The following is a 21986-nucleotide window of genomic DNA, read 5'->3' as shown; positions in this document are numbered from 1 at the left end:
GGCGTTGCCCCGTCAACAGGATGGGGCTTTCGCAGATCAGGAAGCGCGCCCACCCATGTCCGATCCCGCCACCGCCCGCCCGCTCCGCTCGCGCGCGTGGTTCGACAATCCCGACAATATCGATATGACCGCGCTCTATCTGGAGCGATACCTCAATTTCGGCCTGAGCCTTGAGGAACTGCAATCGGGCAAGCCGATCATCGGCATCGCCCAGACCGGTTCGGACCTCAGCCCCTGCAACCGGCATCATCTCGTGCTGGCCGAGCGCGTGCGCGAAGGCATCCGCGAGGCGGGCGGCATCGCCATCGAGTTTCCGGTCCATCCGATCCAGGAGACGGGCAAGCGGCCGACCGCCGGGCTGGATCGCAACCTCGCCTATCTCGCGCTGGTCGAGCTGCTCTACGGTTATCCGCTGGACGGCGTGGTGCTCACCGTCGGCTGCGACAAGACGACACCCGCCTGCCTGATGGCGGCGGCGACGGTGAACATCCCGGCCATCGCGCTGTCGGTCGGCCCGATGCTCAACGGCTGGCACAAGGGCGAGCGCACCGGCTCCGGCACCATCGTCTGGAAGGCGCGCGAGATGCTGGCGGCGGGCGAGATCGACCATGCCGGCTTCATCCGGCTGGTGGCCTCCTCGGCGCCGTCGACGGGCTATTGCAACACGATGGGCACGGCGACGACGATGAACAGCCTCGCCGAGGCGCTGGGGATGCAGCTTCCCGGCTCGGCGGCGATCCCCGCGCCCTATCGCGATCGGCAGGAGATTTCCTATCGCACCGGCCTGCGCATCGTCGACATGGTGCGCGAGGATCTGAAGCCCTCCGACATCCTGACGCGCGAGGCGTTCCACAATGCGATCGTGGTGAACTCGGCCATCGGCGGATCGACCAACGCGCCGATCCATCTCGCCGCCATCGCGCGCCATATCGGCGTGGACCTGCCGATCGACGACTGGCAGGCGCAGGGCCACAAGGTGCCGCTGCTGGTGAACCTCCAGCCGGCGGGCGAATATCTCGGCGAGGATTATTATCGCGCCGGCGGCGTGCCCGCCGTGGTCAACCAGCTCATGGAGCAGGGCTTGATCCACGAGGGCGCGATCACCGCCAACGGCAGGACGATCGGCGAGAATTGCCGGGGCGTGGCGATCGAGGACGAGAAGGTGATCCGCCCCTTCGCCCGGCCGCTGGTCGAGGATGCGGGCTTCATCGTGCTGCGCGGCAATCTGTTCGACGCGGCGATCATGAAGACCAGCGTGATCTCGCCCGAGTTCCGCCAGCGCTATCTCTCCAATCCCGACGACCCGGAAGCGTTCGAAGGGCCGGCGATCGTGTTCGACGGGCCGGAGGATTATCACCACCGCATCGACGATCCGGCGCTCGGCATCACGCCGCAGACGCTGATGTTCATGCGCGGCGCCGGGCCGATCGGCTATCCGGGCGCGGCCGAGGTGGTGAACATGCGCCCGCCGGCCTATCTGATCCGCGAGGGCGTCCATGCGCTGCCCTGCATCGGCGACGGCCGCCAGTCGGGCACGAGCGGATCGCCCTCGATCCTCAACGCCTCGCCGGAAGCCGCCGCGATGGGCGGCCTCGCGCTGATCCGCACGGGCGATCGGGTGCGGATCGACCTCGGGCGCGGCACCGCCGACATCCTGATCCCCGACGAGGAGCTGGCCGGGCGCCGCCGCGCGCTAGCCGAGGCGGGCGGCTATCCCTATCCGGCCTCGCAGACCCCCTGGCAGGAGATGCAGCGCGCCGTCATCGGCCAGATGGACACCGGCGCCATCCTCGAAGGATCGGAGAAATATCAGCGCATCGCGCAGACGCGAGGCCTGCCGCGCGACAACCACTGATGGGTCAGTCGTCGAGAGAGAGTTCGGTATCCTCCAGCGCGAGGCGGACGAGTTCCGTCATCGCCTGGCGGGCGGCCTCGGGATCGGCATTGGCGATCGCGTCGAACAGGCGGCGGTGATCGGGCACGGGATCGCGCGGCAGCTTGCGCTTGCGCTGCTTGAACACCGTGGTCCAGCCGACCGCCGCCTCGATCGAGCTGGAGAGCGACATCAGCGGCGCGTTGCGCGTCGATTCGAGGATGCTCTGGTGGAAGAGGCGATCGGCGGCGCGGCCCGCCTCATCGTTGAGGCCATGGCGCGCCATCTCTTCCAGCGCATGGCCCATGCGCGCGAGATCCTGCCCGTCGCGGCGGCGCGCGGAGAGTTCGGCGGCGGCCGGCTCGACGATCATGCGCAGCTCGAACAGGTCGCGGATGAAGTCCTGGCTGGGCTCGGCCTCGAAGGTCCAGGCGAGCACGTCGGGATCGAGCAGGTTCCAGCGCCGTCGCTCGGTGACCCGCGTGCCCGTCTTGGGCCGGCTCTCGACCAGCCCCTTGGCGGCGAGGATGCGTACCGCCTCGCGATAGGCCGTGCGCGAGACCTGCAATTGCTCGGAGAATTCGATCTCGCCCGACAGCACGTCACCCGGCCGATACTGGCCGGTGACGATCGCGACGCCGAGGTCATGCGCGATCGATCCGTGAATCCGTCTGGACCCGGACGGCCCGGCCATCGGCCCGAACTGTGGCTTGGCTGTACGCGTCACGCCCGTTGTCCCTGCGAAATGATGGTGTGCGTTATGCGGGCGGGGCGGGAGCTTGTCGAGACGGAGGCCATGTCCACCGCTTAGAGCATTTCCACCCGGATTGGCGAGGCATCCGTGGTCGCAATCGGCGCGATCGCGATCGGATTGCGCGGCGGATGGCGGAAAGGCGCGGTTTCGATTTCGATCATGCCACTCCTTTCCGCTTCATGTTATAACTCAGACAAATATTATGCGATCGAGATGGGAATGTCCATGAACGCGTCGCGTCAGAATCGTTCGCCGACCATCCGTTCGCTCAGCGCCCAGAGCGCCCCGGCCCGCTCGGCATCGAGCGCATAGGAGCGCACGCCTTCGCTCGCCGGGGTGATGAGCCCCTCCGACACGGGCGAGACATGGCAATTCTCGCAATAGCGCCCGCCGACGTCGTCGCCCGACGCCACCACCCCGGCCCAGACGGAGGTCGCGGCGCCCTGCGGCACGGTCTTGAACTCGAAGGGCGCCTCGCCCGCTTCCGCGAGCTGGGCGTTGAGGCTGTCGATCAGCGCTCCGATCATCTCCGGCGACATGTGGCGCGCCAGTTCGGTGTGGATGGCGCCGGGATGCACGGCGGTGGCGCGGATGCCGCGTGCCCGGTGGCGCCGGTCGAACTCGACGGCGAACAGGATATTGGCGGTCTTGGAGCGGCCATAAGCGAGCATCGGATCATAGTCGGTCCGCTCGAAGCCCGGATCGTCGAGATCGACATCGGCATAGCGATGCCCGGCCGAGGAGAGGGTCACCAGCCGGCCGCCCGGCGCGATCAGCGAGGCGATGCGGTTCACGAACACGAAATGCCCGAGGTGGTTGGTGCCGAACTGCGTCTCGAAGCCGTCGCTGGTCTGGCCGAAGGGCGTCGCCATCACGCCGGCATTGGCGATCACCACGTCGAAGGGGCGCCCGTCCGCCACCAGCCTGTCGGCGGCGGCGCGCACGCTCGCGAGCGAGGCGAGATCGAGCTGGATCAGCTCCAGCCCGCCGCCGTTCGCCGCGTCGGCGCGCACCTGCGCGGTGGCGGCTTCCCCCTTGGCGAGATCGCGCACCGCGCCGACCACCTGCGCGCCATGCGCCGCCAGCGCCCGCGCCGTCTCGACGCCGAGCCCGGCCGAGGCGCCGGTGACGAGGATGCGCTTGCCGCGAAGATCGACGCCGTCGAGCACCTGATCGGTCGTCGACGCCGCGTTGAATGAGCCTGCCATGTTGATCGCTCCATGATCCGTGTTCGGCGGCCATGTCGGTGCGCCGATGCACCGCCGCAAGGCCTCTTGCGGCGGTGCGGTGCGGATGACGGAGGGGCCGCCTTATCGCAGGTCGAGAACGACCACGGATTTGGAGGGCAGCGTCACGTTCAGCACGTCGCCCGACGCGCTGGCGCCGGTGAAGGGCTGGGGCGTCACGCGGTCGGGCTGGTCGAAGCTGTTGATCGCGTTCATCGCCGGCGCGGTCAGGATATGGCCGGAGACGCCCGCGATCGCCGCCCCCGCGAGCCTGGCCGAGATGGTCACCTCGTGGTTGGGATCGAGATTGGCGAGCGCGACATGGATCTTGCCCGCCTTGTCCCGCACCGCGGAGGCGCTGACCGCCGGCATCGTCCACTCGTCCTTGCTGTACCGGGGCGACTGGATATCGATCGGCAGGCTCGTCGCGTCGTGCCACGGCTTGTACATGGCGAAGACATGATAGGTGGGCGTGCGGACCATCTTCGGCCCGTCGGTGAGGATCATCGACTGGAGCACGTTCACCATCTGGGCGATGGCGGTCATCTTCACGCGATCGGCGTGCCTGGTGAAGATGTTGAGGTTCACCGCCGCCACCACCGCGTCGCGCAGCGAGTTCTGCTGATAGAGGAAGCCGGGGTTGGTGCCGGGCTCGACATCATACCAGGTGCCCCACTCGTCGACGACGAGCCAGACGCGCTTGGCCGGATCATATTTGTCCATGATCGCGGCGTGCTTGCTGACCAGTTCCTCCATCTTAAGCGTCTTAGCCATGGTCTTGGCCCATTCCGCTTCGTCGAACTGGGTGGCGGAGCCCTTGTGCTGCCAGTCGCCGGGGACGGTGTAATAATGCAGCGTCAGGCCGTCGATCTGCTTGCCGGCCTCCCGCATCATCACTTCGGTCCAGTTATAATCGCCGCTGTCGGCGCCGCTGGCGAACTTCAGGATCTTCTCGCCGGCGGGCGCCTTGATGAAGGTCGCATAACGGCGGGTGAGGTCGGCGGCATATTCGGGGCGCATGTTGCCGCCGCAGCCCCAAAGCTCGTTGCCGATGCCGAAATAGGGGACTTTCCACGGGGCCGGATGACCGTTTGCGGCGCGTTCCCTGGCGAGCGTCGAGCCGGTGGGGGAGGTCATATATTCCACCCATTCGGCCATTTCGTGCGGCGGCGCGTCGCCGACATTGCCCGAGATATAAGGCTCGGCGCCGATCTGGCCGACGAGATCCATATATTCGTGCGTGCCGACCGTATTGGGCTCCGTGACGCCGCCCCAATGGGTGTTGACCTTCACCGGCCGTTTGGCGCGCGCGCCGATCCCGTCGCGCCAGTGATATTCGTCGGCGAAGCAGCCACCTGGCCAACGTACCACGGGCACGTCGAGCGCCTTCAGCGCCGTCACCACATCGGTGCGGAAGCCACGGACGTTCGGAATCTTCGAGTTGGGGCCGACCCACAGCCCGCCATAGATGCCATGGCCGAGATGCTCGGCGAACTGGCTGAATATCTGCCGGTTGACCTGCGCGCCGGGCTGATCGACGTGGACCGTCATGGTCGCCGTCTCCTGCGCGGCGACGGGGACGGCCTCGGCCGCTAGCGCCACGGCTGCCGTCGCCAGCATGATTCGACGGATACGCCCGATCATTCCATCTCTCCCTGCAATTTTGTCAGACAAGTTGCGGAAGGGAGTGGTCCTGTCAATATCCGAAAGACGCCGCTCGGCGCTATTGTCTGATTTTTGGGCTACCCAACGACTTTCTTCCATGTATGATGTGGATGGATATACCATAATATGGGAGTCGCCTTGAGGCGCTCCGACCAAGGAGGGGAGTCGGATGAAAACCAAAATTGTGGGTCGTTCGTGCGCGTGTGCGGGGGCTTCGGCCCTGGCGCTCGCCATCGCCATGGTGCTGCCGTCGCCGGGTCGGGCGCAGGTGGTCGCGAGCGGCGCGGTCGAACCGGGCGGGCAGGCGGCCGATGCGCCGACCGCCGCGCAGGAGATCGTCGTCACCGGCTTCCGCGCCTCGCTCAACAGCGCGCTCGGCCAGAAGCGCAAGGAAACCGCCGCCGTCGACAGCATCGTGGCGGAAGACATCGGCAAGTTCCCGGATTCCAACCTCGCCGAATCCATGCAGCGCATTCCGGGCGTCGCGCTGGCGCGCGGCGATGGCGGCGAGGGGCGCAACATCTCGGTGCGCGGTTTGGGTGCGGGCTTCACCCGGGTGCGGCTGAACGGCATGGAGGGCACATCCCAGACCGGATCGTCCGACATCTATGGCGGCGGCAACAATGGCCGCAGCTTCGACTTCAACGTCTTCCCGACCGAGATCTTCTCCGAACTGACCGTGCGCAAGACGCCGTCGGCCGATGTCGAGGACGGCTCGCTGGGCGCGACGGTCGACCTGATGGCGCCGCACCCGCTGTCGCAGAAGGAGGATTTCGTCCTCTCCGCGACGATACGCGGCGTCTATGGCGAACTGTCCAAGCGCGTCGATCCGCGCGGCTCGGTGCTGGTGTCGAAAAAGTTCGACGACGGGCGCTTCGGCATCCTCGGCTCTTTCGCCTATCAGAAGCGGCACATCCGCGAGGTCGGCTATTCGGCGGTCGACATCCTGTCGGCCAACACCAACGGCTTCTTCTGCTCGCCTGTGGGGATGACACCGGTTAACCCGGCGCTGAGCCCGGCCAAGGGCACCACCGCGACCGATTGCAGCACCGGCAATCCGCGCACCAGCTCGCTGGACGCCTATCAGGCGCTCTACAACGCGCGCCGGGCGGATATGCCGAACACGCCGGGCAGCGGGGCCTTCCTGCCGCGCATCCCGCGCTACACCAACTCGACGCAGAACCAGGAGCGGATCGGCGGCACGCTGAGCCTCCAGTTCCAGCCCGACGACAAGACGGACATGTCGCTCGACCTGCTCTATTCGCGTTTCCATGTGAAGCGGAACGACAATTACATCGAGGCGATCTCCTTCGGCCGATCGGCCTCGAACAACGGCCAGCCGATGACCTCGGTGCGGGATATCGATCTCAGCCAGAACGGATCGCTGCTCTATGGCCTGTTCGACGGCGTCGACGTCCGCTCGGAGGGTTTGCGCGACGATTTCGTCACCACCTTCAAGCAGGCGAACTTCAACGTCCGCCACGATCTGACCGACCGGCTGCGGCTGACCGCGATGGTGGGCCTCAATGAGTCCAAATGGGTCGAGCGCGAGCGCCTGCAATATTTCATGGATGCGATCGACACCGACAATTTCTCGATCGACAGCCGCAACGGCAGCACGCCGGTGCTGGGCTTCGGCTTCGACGTATCGGACCCCAACAGCTTCCAATATGCGCCGTCGCTTGCGGACGGCACCGTGCTCGGCGGCTTCAGCGAGCAGGGCAAGCCTTCGGTGAACAGGAATCTCGGGCTGGCCGGCGAGGCCAATCTGGAGTGGAAGGCCACAGACTGGATCACGCTCAAGGCCGGCGCCCAGTATCGCCGCAGCGACTTCACGCTGAAGACCACCAACTACTACACCGCCGACACGCTGGTGACGCCTTTCCCGGCGGGCACCAGCCTCGCCGACATCACGCGCGAGATCACGGGCGTGGACAAGCTTTGGGGCCATGGCGCGCCGTCGAGCTGGGCGGCGATCGATCCCGACAAGCTGACCCAGGTGTTCAACCTCGACGCCGGCCGCCGCTGCTACGTCTCGTGCGGCGCCACCTCCAACCGCGTGCTGGAGGAGGTGTCGAGCGCCTATGCGATGGGCACGTTCGATCTGGGCGACCGTTTCGGCTTCGGCGTGCGTGGCGATGTCGGCGTGCGCTATGTCCACACGGCGCAGCTTTCATCGGCCTATATCCCGCTCGCCGATGCGACCTCGCCGACCGGGCTCGGCGGCCAATACAAGCAGGTCACGCGCAGCTATGACGACTGGCTGCCGTCCGCCAACATCGTCATCGAGCCGGTGCATAACCTGCTCGTCCGCCTGTCGGGATCGAAGGTGCTGGCGCGCGCCGAACTTGCCTCGCTGGTGCCGACCAGCAGCGTCAACCCGATCACGCGCAGCGGCAGCGTCGGCAATCCGCTGCTCGATCCGATCCGCGCCAACACCTTCGACGCGGCGCTGGAATGGTATTTCCGCCCCGGCTCGCTGCTATCGGCGGCCTTCTTCTACAAGGATATCAAGACCTATGTTCAGAGCGTGAACAGCCTGATCCCGTTCAGCCAGCTCGGGCTTCCCGACGCGCTGCTGAACGGCAGCAACACGCAGCCGACCGAGCTGTTCGCGATCGCCCAGCCGGAGAACACGCCGGGCGGGCCGCTGAAGGGCGTGGAACTGAACGCGCAGGTGCCGCTGACCTTCCTGCCGGGGGTGTTCAGGAACTTCGGCGTGCTGGCGAACTACACGCACGTCATCTCGAAGATCCAGTATATCCTCGCCAGCGTGAACGGGGTGCCGACCGTCACGACGACGGCGGATCTGGTCGGCCTGTCCAAGAACACGGCGTCGGCGACGCTCTATTATGAGGACAAGAAGTTCAGCATCCGCGGCACGGCCAATTATCGCGACGGCTTCATCCGCGGCATCCCGGCCTCTCCGGGCAGCGATCTTCAGGGCAACAGCTCGACCATCTATGTCGATGCGTCGATGTCCTACGACATCAATGATCGCCTGAAGGTGATCGTCGAGGGGCAGAACCTCACCGACGAGCAGAACCGGCTCTATACGGACAGCGTGCGCAACGACACGCTGTTCCAGACGCGGGTGGGCCGGACGATCACGTTCGGCGTGAACTTCAGGATGTGAGGGTTTCGGGCGCCGGGGAAGTTCCGGCGCCCGATCCGGTCAGGCGGCGAGCATGTTGCCGTAGCCGATGATGATCGTGGCGATCACCAGCAGCCCGACGCCGCTCCACACCATCGCGCGGACGCGGGGGGCGGCATCCTTCCACTCGCGGAAGGCGAAGCCCCAGAGCGTGCCGAAGATGATGATGCTCGCCATGTGCAGCGTCCAGGACGAGAAGCCGAAGCGCCCCATCTGGCTCTCGCCCATGGTGTAGAAGAAGAACTGGAAATACCACGCCGTCCCGCCGAGCGCGGCCAGCAGGTAATTGCGGAGCAGCGGCGCATGGCCTTCGCCGCGCCGGGCATCCGCATCGAGCCGTGCGGCGCTGCCACCGAGCCACTGCGCCGCCGAACCGTTGCGCCAGATCAGGATCGCGCACCAGATCGCATTGGTGACGAGCCCGCCGGCCATCACGAGGCAGAGCGTCGGCAGCCCCGTCCACAACGGCCCGGTGCCGGCGGCGGCGGAGAGCGCCTTGATCGGCTCGCCCGCCGCCAGCCCGAAGGCGAAGCAGGCCGACATGATGCCGGAGAAGATCGCGACGAGGATGCCCTTGCGGAAATCGAACTCGGCGACGGCGGCGGTCTTCTGCGCCTCGGAGAGCGCGCTGTCCTTGCGCGCGCCCGCCATCGCCACGACGGCAATCCCGGCAAGCGTCACGAGAAGCCCGAGCAGGATCATATGTCCCGAGGTGCCGACCAGCAGCTTCTCGCCGAAATCCCCCTGGAAGATCGGCGGGATCAGCGTGCCGAACACGGTGCAGAGGCCCAGCACCACCGCCATGCCGAGCGACAGCCCGAGATAGCGCATGGTGAGCCCATAAGTGAGCCCGCCGAACCCCCAGAGCATCCCGAAGAACACGCACCAGCCGACGATCGGGCGCGGCACCTGCGCCAGCACGCCGGTGAGGTCGCTGGTCTGCAACCACGCGAACAGCCACGGCGCGAACAACCAGGAGAAGAGCCCGCCCGTCAGCCAGAATATCTCCCAGTTCCAGCGCCTGATGCCGCGATAGGGCACATAGAAGCTCGCCGAGGCGAAGCCTCCCATCCAGTGGAACACGACGCCGAGCAACGGATTGCCACCCATGCTTACAGCTCCAGCCCGAGGCGGTAGACGCGGTTGGCGTTGCGCCCGAACATGTCGCGCCGTTCCGCCTCGCTATAGTCGGCGGCGAAGGCGTGATAGGTCTCCAGATAGGCGTCGAACGGGGCGAACAGCTTGTCGGTCGGGCTGTCGCTGGCGAACAGGCAGCGGCCGGGGCCGAACACGTCGATCACCTCGCGCAGCACCGGGGCGATGCTGTCGAGCGTCCAGTGGCGGTCGACGAAGCCCAGCCCCGAAAGCTTGATATGCACGTTCGGGCAGGCCGCCAGCGCGCGGATGCCGTAGCGCCAGCGGGTCATGCCCTCGCGCTCGGAGATGATCGGCATCCCGAGATGGTTGATGATGACGGGGACGTCCGGGTGACGCTGGATCAGCGGTGCGAGGCCCGCCATCTGCGGGGCGTAGCATTGCAGGTCGAACGACAGGCCATAGCGCCCGAGCCGCCCGAAGCCGCGCCACCAGTCGTCGTCGAGCGTCACGTCGGTGGGATTGTAGGTCCGCATCGGATTGACGTGCCAGTTGACGATCTGGCGGATGCCGCGGACGTGCGGATGGGCGGCGTGCGCCTCCAGCAGCGCGTCGACATTCGGGGCCTGGAGGGGTGCGAAGGCGACGATGCCGTTGGGCATTCCGTGCCGCGCGGCGAGGCCCTCCAGCCATGCCGTCTCGTCGAGCGCCTGATCGGGTTCCGCGCCGGCATCGATATGGACGACGCCACGCACATTCCAGCGCGCGGCGTCCTTGCGATATTCGTCGATGCCATAATCGACCGCGATCGCCTCGGTGCTGCCGTTGGGGCCGCTGTCGTCGAAGGGCGGGCTGAGCCACGGATAGCGGATGTGGCTCAAATCCCAGAGATGGACATGCGCGTCGACGAAGGGAATCGCGTTCAAAGGCCCTCTCCCATGGGCGGTGGAGGCGGTGTTCCTTCTTGGCCGGGAACTGCCGCCTTCACAAAGATCAGAAGGTGGTGCGGCCGCCCGAGGTGTCGAAGGTCGACGCCGTGGTGAAGCTGCATTCCTCGGATGCCATGAAGCAGATCATGGCCGCCGATTCCTCCACTTCGCCGAGACGCCCCATCGGGATCTTGGAGCGCATGTAATCGACCTGGCTCTGGGGGAGCTGAGCGAGGATCGGGCTCTCGAAGGTGGCGGGGGTAAGCGCGTTCACGATCACGCCCTTGCCGGCCAGCTCCTTGCCGAGGCTCTTGGTGAGGCCGATCACACCCGCCTTCGATGCGGAGTAGGCCGAGGCGTTGGGGTTGCCCTCCTTGCCCGCCACCGACGCCACGTTGACGATGCGGCCATAGCCGTTCGCCAGCATGTGCGGCACCACCTCGCGGCAGCAGTAGAACAGGCCGTTCAAGTTGATGTCGATCACGCGCTGCCAGCTATCGACCGGGAATTCCCAGACGGGCTGGGTCGCCCCGGTGATGCCCGCCGAGCAGACGAGGATGTCGACCTTGCCGAGCGCCTCCGCCGTCTCCTTCGCCGCAGCCGCGACCGCCGCCGGATCGGAGACGTCGAGCGCCACGACATGCGTCGCGCCGACTTCCGCCCTGGTGGCGGCGAGCGTGTCGGCGTTCAGATCCCACAGCGCGACGGTGCCGCCCTCGGCGACGATGCGCCGGGCGACTTCCTTGCCGAGGCCCGAGGCGCCGCCGGTGACGATCGCCGCGCGGCCGGCATAGCGGCCCTGATAGACGCTCATGCCAGCACCTCGTCGCCGAGGTGGCGCCAGGCGACGACCTTCTGCGTCTGCGTGCCCAGCTTTGCGATCGAGAGCGCCATCTCGTCGCCGGCCTTGAGGTAGATGGCGTCCGGCTTCTTGCCTTCGCCGACGCCCGGCGGGGTGCCGGTGATGATGAGATCGCCGGGGAACAGCGTCACATACTGGCTGAGATAGGCGATGATCTGCTGCACGGTGAAGATCATCGTGCGCGTGTTGCCGGTCTGCATCCGCTGGCCGTTCACATCGAGGCTCATCGCGAGATCCTGCGGATCGCCCACCTCGTCGGGCGTCACCAGCCACGGGCCGACCGGGCAGAAGGTGTCGTGGCCCTTGCCCTTGCTCCACTGGCTGCCGCGCTGCTTCTGGTTGAAGCGTTCCGACACGTCGTTGGCGAGCACATAGCCCGCGACATGATCGAGCGCGTCCGCTTCCTCGACATAGCGGGCCGTCTTGCCGATGACGACGCCGAGTTCGACTTCCCAGTCACTGTGGGTCGAATCCTTCGGCAGCATCACCTCGTCGTTCGGGCCGGTGAGGGCGGAGAGCGCCTTCATGAACATCACCGGCTCGGTGGGGATCGGCAGGTTCGATTCCTTCGCATGGTCCTCATAATTGAGGCCGATCGCGACGATCTTGCCGATGCCCTTCACCGGCACGCCATAGCGGGGCGAGCCCTCGACCACGGGCAGCGAGGCGATGTCGGCGGCGCGCGCCGTGGCGAGGGTGGCGGGGGTGATGTCGTCGACGAGGCCGGAGAGGTCGCGGATGCGGCCGTCGGCATCGACGGCACCGGGCTTTTCGAGCCCACGCGGGCCGTAGCGGCAGAGCTTCATGAGGGGCGTATCCTTAGTGCGTGTAGGGGCGGTGGAGGGGAATGTCGCGGTTCAGCTCGACGCCGAAGCCGGGCTTGTCGAGTTCCGTCACACGGATGCGGCCATTGACCGGCACCGGCTCGCCGAGGAGCTGCGGCGCGAACATCGGGACCACTTCGGTCGGCCCCGGATGCATCATCAGGAACTCGGCGAAGGGCGAATTATGCCGGGTGATGACGAAATGGTACGAATAGACCGACGAGCCGTGCGGCACCATCATCACGCCCTTGCTGTCGGCATAGTTGGCGATCTTGATGAGTTCGGTGACGCCGCCGCACCAGCCCACGTCGGGCTGGATGATGTCGCAGCATTCCATGTCCATCAACATGCGGAAGCCCCAGCGGGTCGCCTCATGCTCGCCGGTGGTGACGAGCAGGCCCTTGGGGGCGTTCTTCTTCAGCGCCGCATAGCTCCAGTAATCGTCGGGCGAGAGCGCCTCCTCGATCCACTTGAGGCCGCATTCGTCCCACGCCCGGTGGGCGAGGCGGGTGGCGTAATCGAGATCGAGGCTCATCCAGCAATCGAGCATCAGCCAGAAATCCTCGCCGCAGCGCGAGCGCATCTCGGCCAGATCGGCGATATTCTTGTGCAGCCCCTCGATGCCCTCCGCAGGCCCGTGATGGAGGGGAAGCTTGCCGCCGATGAACCCCATCTCCTTGGCGAGATCGGGCCGCGCGCCGGTGGCGTAGAATTGCAGCTCGTCGCGGACATTGCCGCCGAGCAGCTTGTAGACAGGCTCCTGCCTGAGCTTGCCGAGCAAATCCCAGAGCGCGAGATCGACACCCGAGATGGCGTTCACGACCAGGCCCTTGCGGCCATAATATTGGGTCGAGAAATACATCTGGTCCCAGATCTTCTCAGTATCGGCCGGATCGCGGCCTTCGAGGAAGCGGGCGAGATGCTTCTCGACGATGAAGCAGGCGGGCTCGCCGCCGGTCGTCACCGCGAAGCCGATCGTGCCGTCGGTCGCCTCGATCTCGACGACCAGCGTGCCGAGCACGTTGATGCCGAAGCTCTGCCGGCTCTGCCGATATTCCGGGTAGCGCGCCATCGGCGTGGCGATGTGGTCGTCGATCCAGTGGCCTTCGCCCTGATCGTGATAGTCGGCGCCCCCGCCGCGCACCACGAAGGCGCGGACATGGGCGATTTTGGGCAGGCTCATCGGGCGTCCTTCTGCGCAGACGGGGAAAAGGGGGCGGGCGCGCGGCCGCTATCGCGACATCTCAAAATATGAAATGCACGGCACATGTTGACCGGATGATGGGATAAGGTCGGGTGCATGGATGCCGGGCCTCTCCGCTCGGAAGGGATTTACTTTCTCACTTTATGGGATAGGATGTTATTTGATGAAACGGAAATCGTCAAACGAGAAGTTGGATGCTCCCGCGGCGGAGGAGCGTTCCGGCCCGCAAGGGAGCCAGACGCTGCTGCGCGGGCTCGACATGCTGGATCAGGTGATCGACGGCCCGGTGGCGCTGGCCGAACTCTCCGCGCGCATGGGCCTGACGCGATCGACCACGCATCGCCTCGCCAATGCGCTGATCGACCGCGGCTTCCTCACCTTCCAGCCGCGCGAGGGGTATCAGCTCGGGCCGAAGCTGCTCCATCTGGGCTTCCTCGCGCAGGCGCAGGTCGATCTCGTCCACACCGCGCGCGGGCATATCGAGGCGCTGGCGGCCTCCACCGAGGACACGGTGCATCTGGGCAGGCTCGATCATGAGCGCGCGCTCTATCTGGACAAGATCCCCGGCCGCCGCCGTGTCGAGATTTCCAGCCGGGTCGGCGATCGCCATCCGCTCACCAGCACGGGCCTCGGCAAGGCGCTGTTGCTCGATACGCCCGCTGGCCAGTGGCGCCGGCTGTTCGAGACGGACCATGAGGCGGGCGGGATGCCCATCGATTATGACGTCTGGGCCGATCGCATGAAGGGCTATGTCGAAAGCGGCTGCGCCTTCGACCTGGAGGAAAACGAGGATCAGATCCGCTGCGTGGCGGCGCCGATCCGCGATGCGTCGGACAAGATCGTGGCGGCGATCAGCGTCTCCAGCGCCGCGCAATATATGGACGACGGCCGGATGCGGGCGCTGCGCGAGGAGGTGCTGGCGACGGCGCGCGCGATCAGCGCCGATCTCGGCTGGCAGGAAGGCACCACCGGCGCGGTCCGCGCGCAGGGAAGACGGCAGAAATAGCAGCAAGGAGTTCGGCAGAGTGAGGCTTCTCGAAGGAAAGACCGTGCTCGTGACAGGCGCGTCGACCGGCATCGGCCGGGCGATCGCGATCGGCGCGGCGCAGCATGGCGCGGCGGTGGCGATCAACTATGCGCGCGACACGGCGGGCGCGGAAAGCTGCGTCGCGGCGATCGAGGCGGCGGGCGGCCGCGCCATCGCGGTGCGGGGCGACGTCGCCGAGCCGGCCACCGCGACCGACTTCATCGCGCGCGCGGTCGAGGCGTTCGGCAAGGTCGACGTGATGGTGAGCAACGCCGGCATCTGCCCGTTCCACGCCTTCCTGGACATGCCGGTCGAGACGTTCGAGCGGACCATGCGCGTCAACATGCATGGCGGCTATTTCATGTGTCAGGCGGCCGCGCAGCAGATGGTGAAGCAGGGCCATGGCGGCTCGATCATAGCGGTGTCGTCGATCTCGGCGCTGGTCGGCGGCGAGTATCAGACGCACTACACGCCGACCAAGGCGGGGCTGCACTCGCTGATGCAGTCGGCGGCGATCGCGCTCGGCAAGCATAATATCCGCTGCAACTCGCTGCTGCCCGGCACGATCCTGACCGAGATCAACAAGGACGATCTCGCCGACCGGGAGAAGCGCGAATATATGGAGAAGCGCACGCCGCTCGGCCGCCTCGGGATGCCGGAGGACATGGTCGGCCCGGCGGTGTTCCTCGCTTCCGACATGGCGGCCTATGTGACGGGCGCGGCGCTGCTGGTCGACGGCGGCATGTATGTGAATCTCCAGTGAGCGGGGTCGAGCTGGACCGGCGCGGGCTGCTCGCGGCCGGGGCGATGGCGGCGCTCGCCAGCGGCGCCCGCGCGGCGCTGCCGCCGCCAAGGGACTTCGATCGCCTGGCCATCTGGCCGGGGGCTGCGCCCGGTGCGCCGCATGTCCTGCCGCAGGAGCTGGAGGTCCGCCGCCGCCCCGACGGCCCCGCCGAAGACACCGCGATCACCCATGTCGCCCAGCCGACGCTGACCCATATCCGGCCCGCCAGGCCCAATGGAGCGGCGCTGCTGATGATCCCCGGCGGCGGCTATGTCCGCGTCGCGGTGGGCATCGAGGGCTATGCGATCGCGCGGCGCTTCGCGGAAGCCGGTTATCATTGCTTCGTGCTGGTCTATCGCCTGCCGGCCGACGGCTGGGCCGCGGGGCCGGACGCGCCGTTGCAGGATGCGCAGCGCGCGATGCGGCTGATCCGGGCGCGGGCGGCCCGCGAGGGCTTCGACGCCAAGCGGGTGGGGGCGATCGGCTTCTCCGCCGGCGGGCATCTTGCCGCGCGCCTCGCGACGGTGCGGGAGCCGGTTTATGCTGCGGTCGATGCCGCGGATGCTGCACCCTTCCTGCCGCAGGTGGCGGGGCTGCTCTATCCGGTGATCCAGATGGCCGGGCCGTTCACCCACAAGGGCTCGCGCGATCAGATGTTCGGGCCGTCGGCCGATCCGGCGAAGCTCGCGGCCTATAGCGTGGAGCAGCATGTCCTGCCCGGCACGCCGCCCACCTTCCTCGCGGCGGCGGCGGACGACAAGGTGGTGCCGGTGGAGAACAGCCTCGGCATGTTCTCCGCGCTCAAGGCGGCGGGCGTGCCGTCGGAGATGCATATCTTCGAGACGGGCGGCCATGGCTTCGGCCTGAAGAGGCCGGACGGGAGCGCGTCTCCCTGGCCGGACCTCTTCCTGCACTGGGCCGGAACCCACGGCGTCTAGGAGCCGACGCGATCCACCGCGAGCGCGGACAGGATCGCGTCGCCCTTCACCGGCACGAAATCGAGGCGGAGCGGGCCGTCCGCCACCTTCACCATGACGCTCCGCTGGAGGGCGCGGAAGGCGCCGCCGCTCTCTTTGGCGACATCGATGCCGGTGGCGACGGCCCGGCCTTGTGCCTTCACGTCGAACAGCCGGTCGCCGGGTTTGGTCGAGGCATCGGGTTCGAAGAAATGGAGCGTCACGCGGTAGCGGCCCGGCGATACCGGGATGGCATAGGAGAAGCGGCCGCTCCGCCAGCTCCCATAGGGCGTCTGGTCGGCCTTCCCGGCGACGGCATGGACCGGCCCCGGCTCTCCGCCCCGGCTCTTCGAGGGCTGGTCCCGGAAATGGCCCTCGCCGCCTGAGACATGCACGTCCGACGCCCAGAGCGTCCCGTCCGGTGAAGCGCCGCCCGTCAGCGTGCCGCTGCGGATGCGCCAGCGGTTCGCCGCGCCCGTGAAGCGCCATGCCATCGCATCGTCCGCGGCCCCCGCGGCGCTCGCCACGAAGCGGTTGTCGCCCGGTTGCAGCGCCACATTCTCCCAGCGGCAGATGCCGCCCGAGCAGGGCGCAGTACCCAGATCGCGGCCGTTGAGGCTGAGCCGCGCGCTCGCGGCGTTGCTATAGGCCTTCACCTCGGCCAGCGGCGTCGCGCGATCGGTGTAGCGGCGGCCGACAAGATGGACGAACGGCACCTTCGACCAGTTCGCCTTGTAGTAATAGAAGGCATCCTTGCGCGTCTTGCGGTCGAAGGTGACGAGGCCCTTGTCGTTGGTGTCGGTGAGGTCGCCCTCGTTGCGCTGCTCGTTCGAGAAATCGGTGAGGTTCCACACCCAACTCGCCCAGACATAGGGCAGCGCCGCGATCTGGGGCCAGGTGCGCTCCAGCACGTCATTCTCCACCTCCTCGGGGTGGGGGCGGCCGAAGGCGGCGATGGGGCCGCCGCGCGGATCGTCGCTGTGCTGCGTGAGCGCGCCGCCCGCGCCATATTCGCTGATCGAGATGGGCTGGTGCGGATAGAGCGCGTGCAGCCGGTTCAGCTCGGGGGTCAGATCCTCCGGCGTCTTGGCGTACCAGCCGAAATAGCGGTTGTAGCCGATCACGTCGGTGATGCCCGCCACGGTATCGAGGCCGGGCCGCGCCTCGGACGGGATCGAGCCGCAGCAATCGGCGAGCGTTGCGGGGCGGCTCGGGTCTTCCTCATGCACCACCTCGCGCAGCCGTTCGAGCAGCGGGCGGGCGTGGGAGGTGCCACGGCCCTTGGCGGCTTCGAGGTTCACCTCGTTGGCGATCGACCAGACGACGATCGAGGGATGGTTGAAATTCTGGTGGATCAGCTCACGGAGCTGCTGCTCGGCATTGGCGGCGAGGCCGGGGGAGGTCTCGTCCTGATCCCAGGGCGCGGAACGGTCGACCAGCGGAATCTCCGCCCACACCGCAAGGCCATCACGGTCGGCATCGGCATAGGCGCGGTCGGCGTGCTGGTAATGCGCGAGGCGCACCGTGTTGGCGCCGATCTCGCGGATCAGCGCGAAATCCTCGTCGATGTCGGCGTTGGTGATGGCCCAGCCCTTGTCCGGCCTGTCCTGATGCCGCGACACGCCGCGCAGCAGGACGTGGCGGCCGTTGAGGAAGAAGCCCTTGTCTGGATCGATCCGCACCGTGCGCAGGCCGAGCGGCTGCTCCACCTCGTCGATCGCCACGCCCGCCGCATCGCGCAGCGTGACGCGCAGGCGGTAGAGGCGGGGCGCGTCGGTGCCGTCCCAGAGCGCGGGATGGTCGAAGATGAGGCGCTGCCGCACCGCGCCCTTGCTGCCTGCGGCGACGGCGGTGGTGCTCGATGCCGTCGCCGCGATCTTGCCCGAGGGGTCGATCGCCTGTGCTTCCACCGTCACCTTCTCGGGCCTGGCGGACATGTTTTCGAGGCGGGTGAGGAGCGAGGCCTCGGCGCCCTTCTCGTCGGCGCGGGTGACGGTGGCGTAAGTGCCGGGGCCGCCGAAATCGGTCATCGCAATGTGGACGGGGGCCGTCAGGACCAGCGCCACCGGGCGATAGAGGCCGCCATAGATGGGGAAGTCGCCGCTCATCGGGATGATGTCGCGCGTCGGCGAGCCGGGCGTCTTCGGGCTGCTGTTGTCGACGCGGACGACCAGCACATTGTCGCCGGACGGATGGAGCGCCTTGGTCGCATCGAGGCGGAAGCGCGCGAAGCCGCCCTTGTGCTGGCCGAGATAGGCGCCGTTCAGCCAGACGTCCGCGATCTCGCTCGCGGCATCGAACTGGAGCCACGCCTGCCGCCCATTGAGTGCGGCGGGGCTGGCGAAGTGCAGGCGATACCAGCCGGCGCCGTGGACATCCTGATAGTCCGCGCGGCGTTTCGCGCTGCCGCCCATGCGGTTCCAGCTATGCGGCACCGAGACGGCCTCCCAGCGGGAATCGTCGAACGCCGCTCCCTCGGCCGCCGCCGGCGCATCGCCGAGCTGGAAGCGCCAGCCGGTGGCGAGCGGAATGTCCTCGCGCGGCGCGGCATGGGCGGCGGTGGCGAGGACGCAGGCCAGCGCCGTGGCGCTCCAGCCGAGGGGGGTACGCATCATTCCGGTGTCTCCGTCATCCGCCGCGGCGGTCAGCTTCCGAGCAGCTTGCCGATCAGTGCGATATTCTGGTCCGCTGCCAAGCCCCATTGCGCGGCGTCGTTGGTCGAAATCTGGCTGATCTCGTCGACGGGCTTCAGCACCGCCGCGCCATCGACCCTGTGCGCGACGGCGTGCTGGTTGCGGCCTTCCTTGTCGCCGGTGCCGAGGAACTCCGTCCAGGCGCGCCGGGCAAGCGCCGGGTTCTTGCGCTCGACGGCGGCATAAGCGGTGTAGCGCGAATGCGCCTGCCGCAGCCCGCGCCCCTTGCCCGGCGCGCCCACCTTGGCGCGGAACTCCGCTTCGGGGGCGTTGTAATATTGGCAATAGTCCAGCCAGCACTCGCGATAGGCGGGCACGTCGAGCAGGGTGAACAGCTCGGCGGTCGTCTCGAACACGCCGAACACGCCGTTCAGGTGGCTGATGCTCACCGTGTCGCCGGGGCCGAGGAAGCGGCCCGTCGCGAGATCGAAGGTCGCGCCGCCCGCGAACCACTGCTTGGGCAGCGCCGCGATCGACTGCATCCCGTTGACGATCCGGTCACGCCAGCGCGTGTCGTGCGTGCGCTCCCACTCGGTCAGCCAGGCCGAGAGCAGCGAGCCCCAGCTCGTGCCGAATTGCAGGAAGATCTGCCCCTCGGGCAGCGGCGCGGCGGCGCTGACGGCGGACGCGCCACCCGGCGGAAGCGAGCCCGGCGCCCGCGCGCCGACCTTGCGGCCGATATCGACGGTGCGCAGCATCGCCTCGCTGCCCAGCAGCTCGCGCATCAGATCGCCGCAGCGTTCGTCGGCGGCGAGGTAGTAATAGAAACGGCGATAGGCGGCATTGGAGATGCGCGGCTGCTTGGAGCTGTCGCCCCAATGCTGCACGCCATGGCGCGTGCCGAGCCCCTTGAAGCGCCCGAGATGATAGACGTCGACCTCGCCGGTATGGCGGGTCATCGCCTCGGCCATGCGGAAGATATCGGCCCGGCCGGTGCGCAGATAGCCGTACCAGAGCCACATGTCGCTCGACAGCTCGCTGTTGTCCCACGCGAAACCGCCGATGTCGTAGCGCCAGACATGGCGATCGTCGTCATAGCTGTGCATGACGTCGCCATAGTTCCAGAAGCCGTACCAGCGGCGCTGGTCGACCTGACCCAGATAGAAATCCAGCTCGCGCTCAGCCCGGTCCTCGATGGCGGCGAGCATCGGGGTGGAGCGATCGGGGAAGCTCCAGATGCCGAACAGGTCGCACGCCTTGATGCGGGCCGAGGCGGCGATCAGGCGGGGCGGCCGGGCGATCGTCTCCGCCATCCGCACCAGCCGTTCGCGGGCCGGCGTCGCGGGGAGCGCCCAGAGGCGGAACTCGGTGGTGCGGGCGATGCCGCGCGCGTCGCCCCAGCCGGGCTCGAAATCCTCATAGGTGATGTCGAGCCCCTGGTTTTGCGTCGCGTAGTCGGTCATCCCCATGTCGTCATGGTAGAAGCGCAGGTCCATCGCCGGGGCGCTCGGGGAATGGTGCCAGATCGTGAAGCGCGCGGTGTCGGTGGCGGCATCGCGGATGTCGAGCCGGGTCGGGCAGCGCTGCCAGAAATCATGCATCGCGAACGCCACGCCGCCCGAGGCGCCGCCGACATAGCCGAGCCCCGGCGCGCGCCCGGCGGTGTCGACGTCGATCCAGCCATGGCCGGCCTTGGTGCGCTTGACGATGGTGGAGCCGTCGCTGTTGGGCTGGGAGAGGGTGATGTCGCCCCATGTCGGGATGAAGGGCAGGCCCTCGCGCGCCGGCGCCGGCATCTGGTCGAGCGGCGGCACGGCGAGCCCGGCGACCTGTGCGGTGCGGAACGCCTTGCCGGTGTCGCGGCGCAGGCCGGTGAGCGGCTTGACCGCCTCGCCCCACAGCCCGCCCTTCTCCCCGGCGAAGCGGAGGTGGCGGTCGTGCGGGGCGTCCGTCATCGGCACCGCGCCCGAGAGGCCGAGGCCCCGGATGAAATCCTTCGCCGGATCGCCGTCGAACACGAAGCTGTGGACGATGCGGACCGATTCCGAGCCGGCGTGGAAATATAGCCGCAGCGAGAAGGGGAGCCAGTCCCGCCCGTCGCCGCGATGCTTGCCGTCGACCTTCAGCACCGCGCGGACCGGCCCGCGCTGCTCGATCGTCACCGTTTCGATGGCGCTCTCGTAGCGCGAGAGGGTGGGGGTGGGGCCGTCCTCCTCGTCCGGGCGGTCCTGCGCGGTGGCGACGAGGCGGACGTCGCGCAGCACCTCGCGCTGGCCGTTGCGGGCGGAGAGGATGATCGCCGGCCCGGAGCGTGCGATCCGCCAGCGCAGCGGGCCGCTGGAGACCTCGATGGCATCGCCCTGCTCGGCGACGGCGACCGGCGCGGCGGGCGCCACCGGGCGGCCGGGCTCGATGCGGAGACCATCGGTCAGCGCGGTATCGGCGGGAATGGCGTGGCCGGTCCATTTGAGCGACCCGTCGGGCCACCAGGCCATCGGCCAGCTCTGGAGCGGCACGGCCTTCCCGTCCGCGCCCATCATGCGGAACGAGGCGTGTGCGCGCTGCGTGCCGCGCGGCCAGGGATAGCCCCAGCATTGCCCCTCCTGAGTCGCGGGCGGCGTGCCGTCGAGCCAGTGCGGCCCGTCCTGCGGCAAGGCTGCGCGGGACGGTGCAGCGGCTGTGGCCGGGGCGGCGAGGGCTCCGGCGGCGGCCGCGCTGCCCGCGAGGAAATCTCGACGGCTGACGGAATGTTCGGTCATGGACATCCTCTCGGCATTGGGCCGGGCCGATCGCGCCGGTCTTGGTCGTCAGCCTAGCCGGGGTGCGATAGTCGTTGCAATAGCTGGCACACTATCCCATGATATGGTCATTCACGGCCCATGAGGCCGCCCGGCGCGTCCGGGGAGATTCGAGAAGGCGAGAGAGCGATGTTTGATCGGACGTATTACGCGACGCACCCGGAGATGATGGAGGGGGTGTCGAACGAGGCGTTGCGGGATC

15 protein-coding genes are annotated in these 21986 nt (G+C 67.7%); 5 read left to right on the top strand and 10 right to left on the bottom strand.

Features of this window, described 5'->3' with window-relative positions:
• Positions 1 to 55: 55 nt before the first annotated feature.
• Entirely contained in the window at positions 56 to 1855 is a 1800-nt protein-coding gene (locus FHS98_RS18065) for an IlvD/Edd family dehydratase (protein WP_167108677.1), read from the top strand.
• 4 nt (positions 1856 to 1859) lie between these two features.
• Here FHS98_RS18065 and FHS98_RS18060 read toward each other — a convergent pair whose 3' ends face one another.
• The 3 genes from FHS98_RS18060 to FHS98_RS18050 all read right to left on the bottom strand — a co-directional run bounded on the left by FHS98_RS18060 (position 1860) and on the right by FHS98_RS18050 (position 5497).
• Positions 1860 to 2567 carry a FadR/GntR family transcriptional regulator gene (locus FHS98_RS18060; protein WP_167108695.1) on the bottom strand — a complete coding sequence of 236 codons (708 nt, stop codon included), beginning with the start codon at positions 2565 to 2567 and terminating at the stop codon, positions 1860 to 1862.
• Positions 2568 to 2866: 299 nt separating this feature from the next.
• Positions 2867 to 3835, bottom strand: coding sequence for an SDR family NAD(P)-dependent oxidoreductase (locus tag FHS98_RS18055; RefSeq protein WP_167108674.1), 969 nt, complete (start codon positions 3833 to 3835; stop codon positions 2867 to 2869).
• A gap of 102 nt (positions 3836 to 3937) precedes the next feature.
• Positions 3938 to 5497, bottom strand: coding sequence for an alpha-N-arabinofuranosidase (locus FHS98_RS18050; RefSeq protein ID WP_167108671.1), 1560 nt, complete (start codon positions 5495 to 5497; stop codon positions 3938 to 3940).
• A 190-nt stretch (positions 5498 to 5687) separates the two neighbouring features.
• On the opposite strand from FHS98_RS18050, the gene FHS98_RS18045 reads away from it, so the two are divergent.
• The gene (locus FHS98_RS18045; protein WP_167108668.1) at positions 5688 to 8654 is read left to right on the top strand and encodes a TonB-dependent receptor; all 2967 of its coding nucleotides are present in this window, start codon (positions 5688 to 5690) and stop codon (positions 8652 to 8654) included.
• Positions 8655 to 8693: 39 nt separating this feature from the next.
• On the opposite strand, the gene rhaT is transcribed toward FHS98_RS18045, so the two are convergent.
• The 5 genes from rhaT to rhmD form a co-directional block, all read right to left on the bottom strand.
• On the bottom strand, positions 8694 to 9782 hold the full coding sequence (rhaT, locus tag FHS98_RS18040; RefSeq protein WP_167108665.1) for an L-rhamnose/proton symporter RhaT: 1089 nt from the start codon (positions 9780 to 9782) through the stop codon (positions 8694 to 8696).
• Positions 9783 to 9784: 2 nt separating this feature from the next.
• Positions 9785 to 10693 carry an amidohydrolase family protein gene (locus tag FHS98_RS18035; RefSeq protein WP_167108662.1) on the bottom strand — a complete coding sequence of 303 codons (909 nt, stop codon included), beginning with the start codon at positions 10691 to 10693 and terminating at the stop codon, positions 9785 to 9787.
• A gap of 67 nt (positions 10694 to 10760) precedes the next feature.
• Positions 10761 to 11510, bottom strand: a complete 750-nt coding sequence (locus FHS98_RS18030; protein ID WP_167108659.1) for an SDR family NAD(P)-dependent oxidoreductase — start codon at positions 11508 to 11510, stop codon at positions 10761 to 10763.
• Positions 11507 to 12364 (bottom strand): 2,4-didehydro-3-deoxy-L-rhamnonate hydrolase, encoded by an 858-nt coding sequence (locus FHS98_RS18025; RefSeq protein WP_167108657.1) that lies wholly within the window; start codon positions 12362 to 12364, stop codon positions 11507 to 11509. The genes FHS98_RS18030 and FHS98_RS18025 overlap by 4 nt, the downstream gene beginning before the upstream one ends.
• 13 nt (positions 12365 to 12377) lie before the next feature.
• Entirely contained in the window at positions 12378 to 13565 is a 1188-nt protein-coding gene (gene rhmD, locus FHS98_RS18020; protein WP_167108655.1) for an L-rhamnonate dehydratase, read from the bottom strand.
• A 184-nt stretch (positions 13566 to 13749) separates the two neighbouring features.
• On the opposite strand from rhmD, the gene FHS98_RS18015 reads away from it, so the two are divergent.
• From FHS98_RS18015 to FHS98_RS18005, 3 genes are read left to right on the top strand one after another with little or no spacing between them, the layout of a single operon-like run.
• Entirely contained in the window at positions 13750 to 14592 is an 843-nt protein-coding gene (locus FHS98_RS18015) for an IclR family transcriptional regulator (RefSeq protein ID WP_167108653.1), read from the top strand.
• A gap of 19 nt (positions 14593 to 14611) precedes the next feature.
• Entirely contained in the window at positions 14612 to 15376 is a 765-nt protein-coding gene (locus FHS98_RS18010) for an L-rhamnose 1-dehydrogenase Lra1 (protein ID WP_167108651.1), read from the top strand.
• Positions 15373 to 16335, top strand: a complete 963-nt coding sequence (locus tag FHS98_RS18005) for an alpha/beta hydrolase (protein WP_341786104.1) — start codon at positions 15373 to 15375, stop codon at positions 16333 to 16335. The genes FHS98_RS18010 and FHS98_RS18005 overlap by 4 nt, the downstream gene beginning before the upstream one ends.
• Here FHS98_RS18005 and FHS98_RS18000 read toward each other — a convergent pair.
• Positions 16332 to 18968: a glycoside hydrolase family 2 TIM barrel-domain containing protein gene (locus tag FHS98_RS18000; RefSeq protein ID WP_243848107.1), complete on the bottom strand. Its 2637-nt coding sequence runs from the start codon at positions 18966 to 18968 to the stop codon at positions 16332 to 16334. The genes FHS98_RS18005 and FHS98_RS18000 overlap by 4 nt on opposite strands.
• 29 nt (positions 18969 to 18997) lie before the next feature.
• Complete coding sequence (locus FHS98_RS17995) at positions 18998 to 21745, bottom strand: exo-rhamnogalacturonan lyase family protein (RefSeq protein WP_167108649.1); 2748 nt, start codon at positions 21743 to 21745, stop codon at positions 18998 to 19000.
• Positions 21746 to 21986: the final 241 nt, after the last annotated feature.

This window comes from Sphingomonas oligoaromativorans (assembly GCF_011762195.1).
Lineage (GTDB): Bacteria > Pseudomonadota > Alphaproteobacteria > Sphingomonadales > Sphingomonadaceae > Solisphingomonas > Solisphingomonas oligoaromativorans.
Note: the sequence above shows the minus strand (reverse complement) of the source record. Positions and strands in the feature narration are given on the sequence as shown.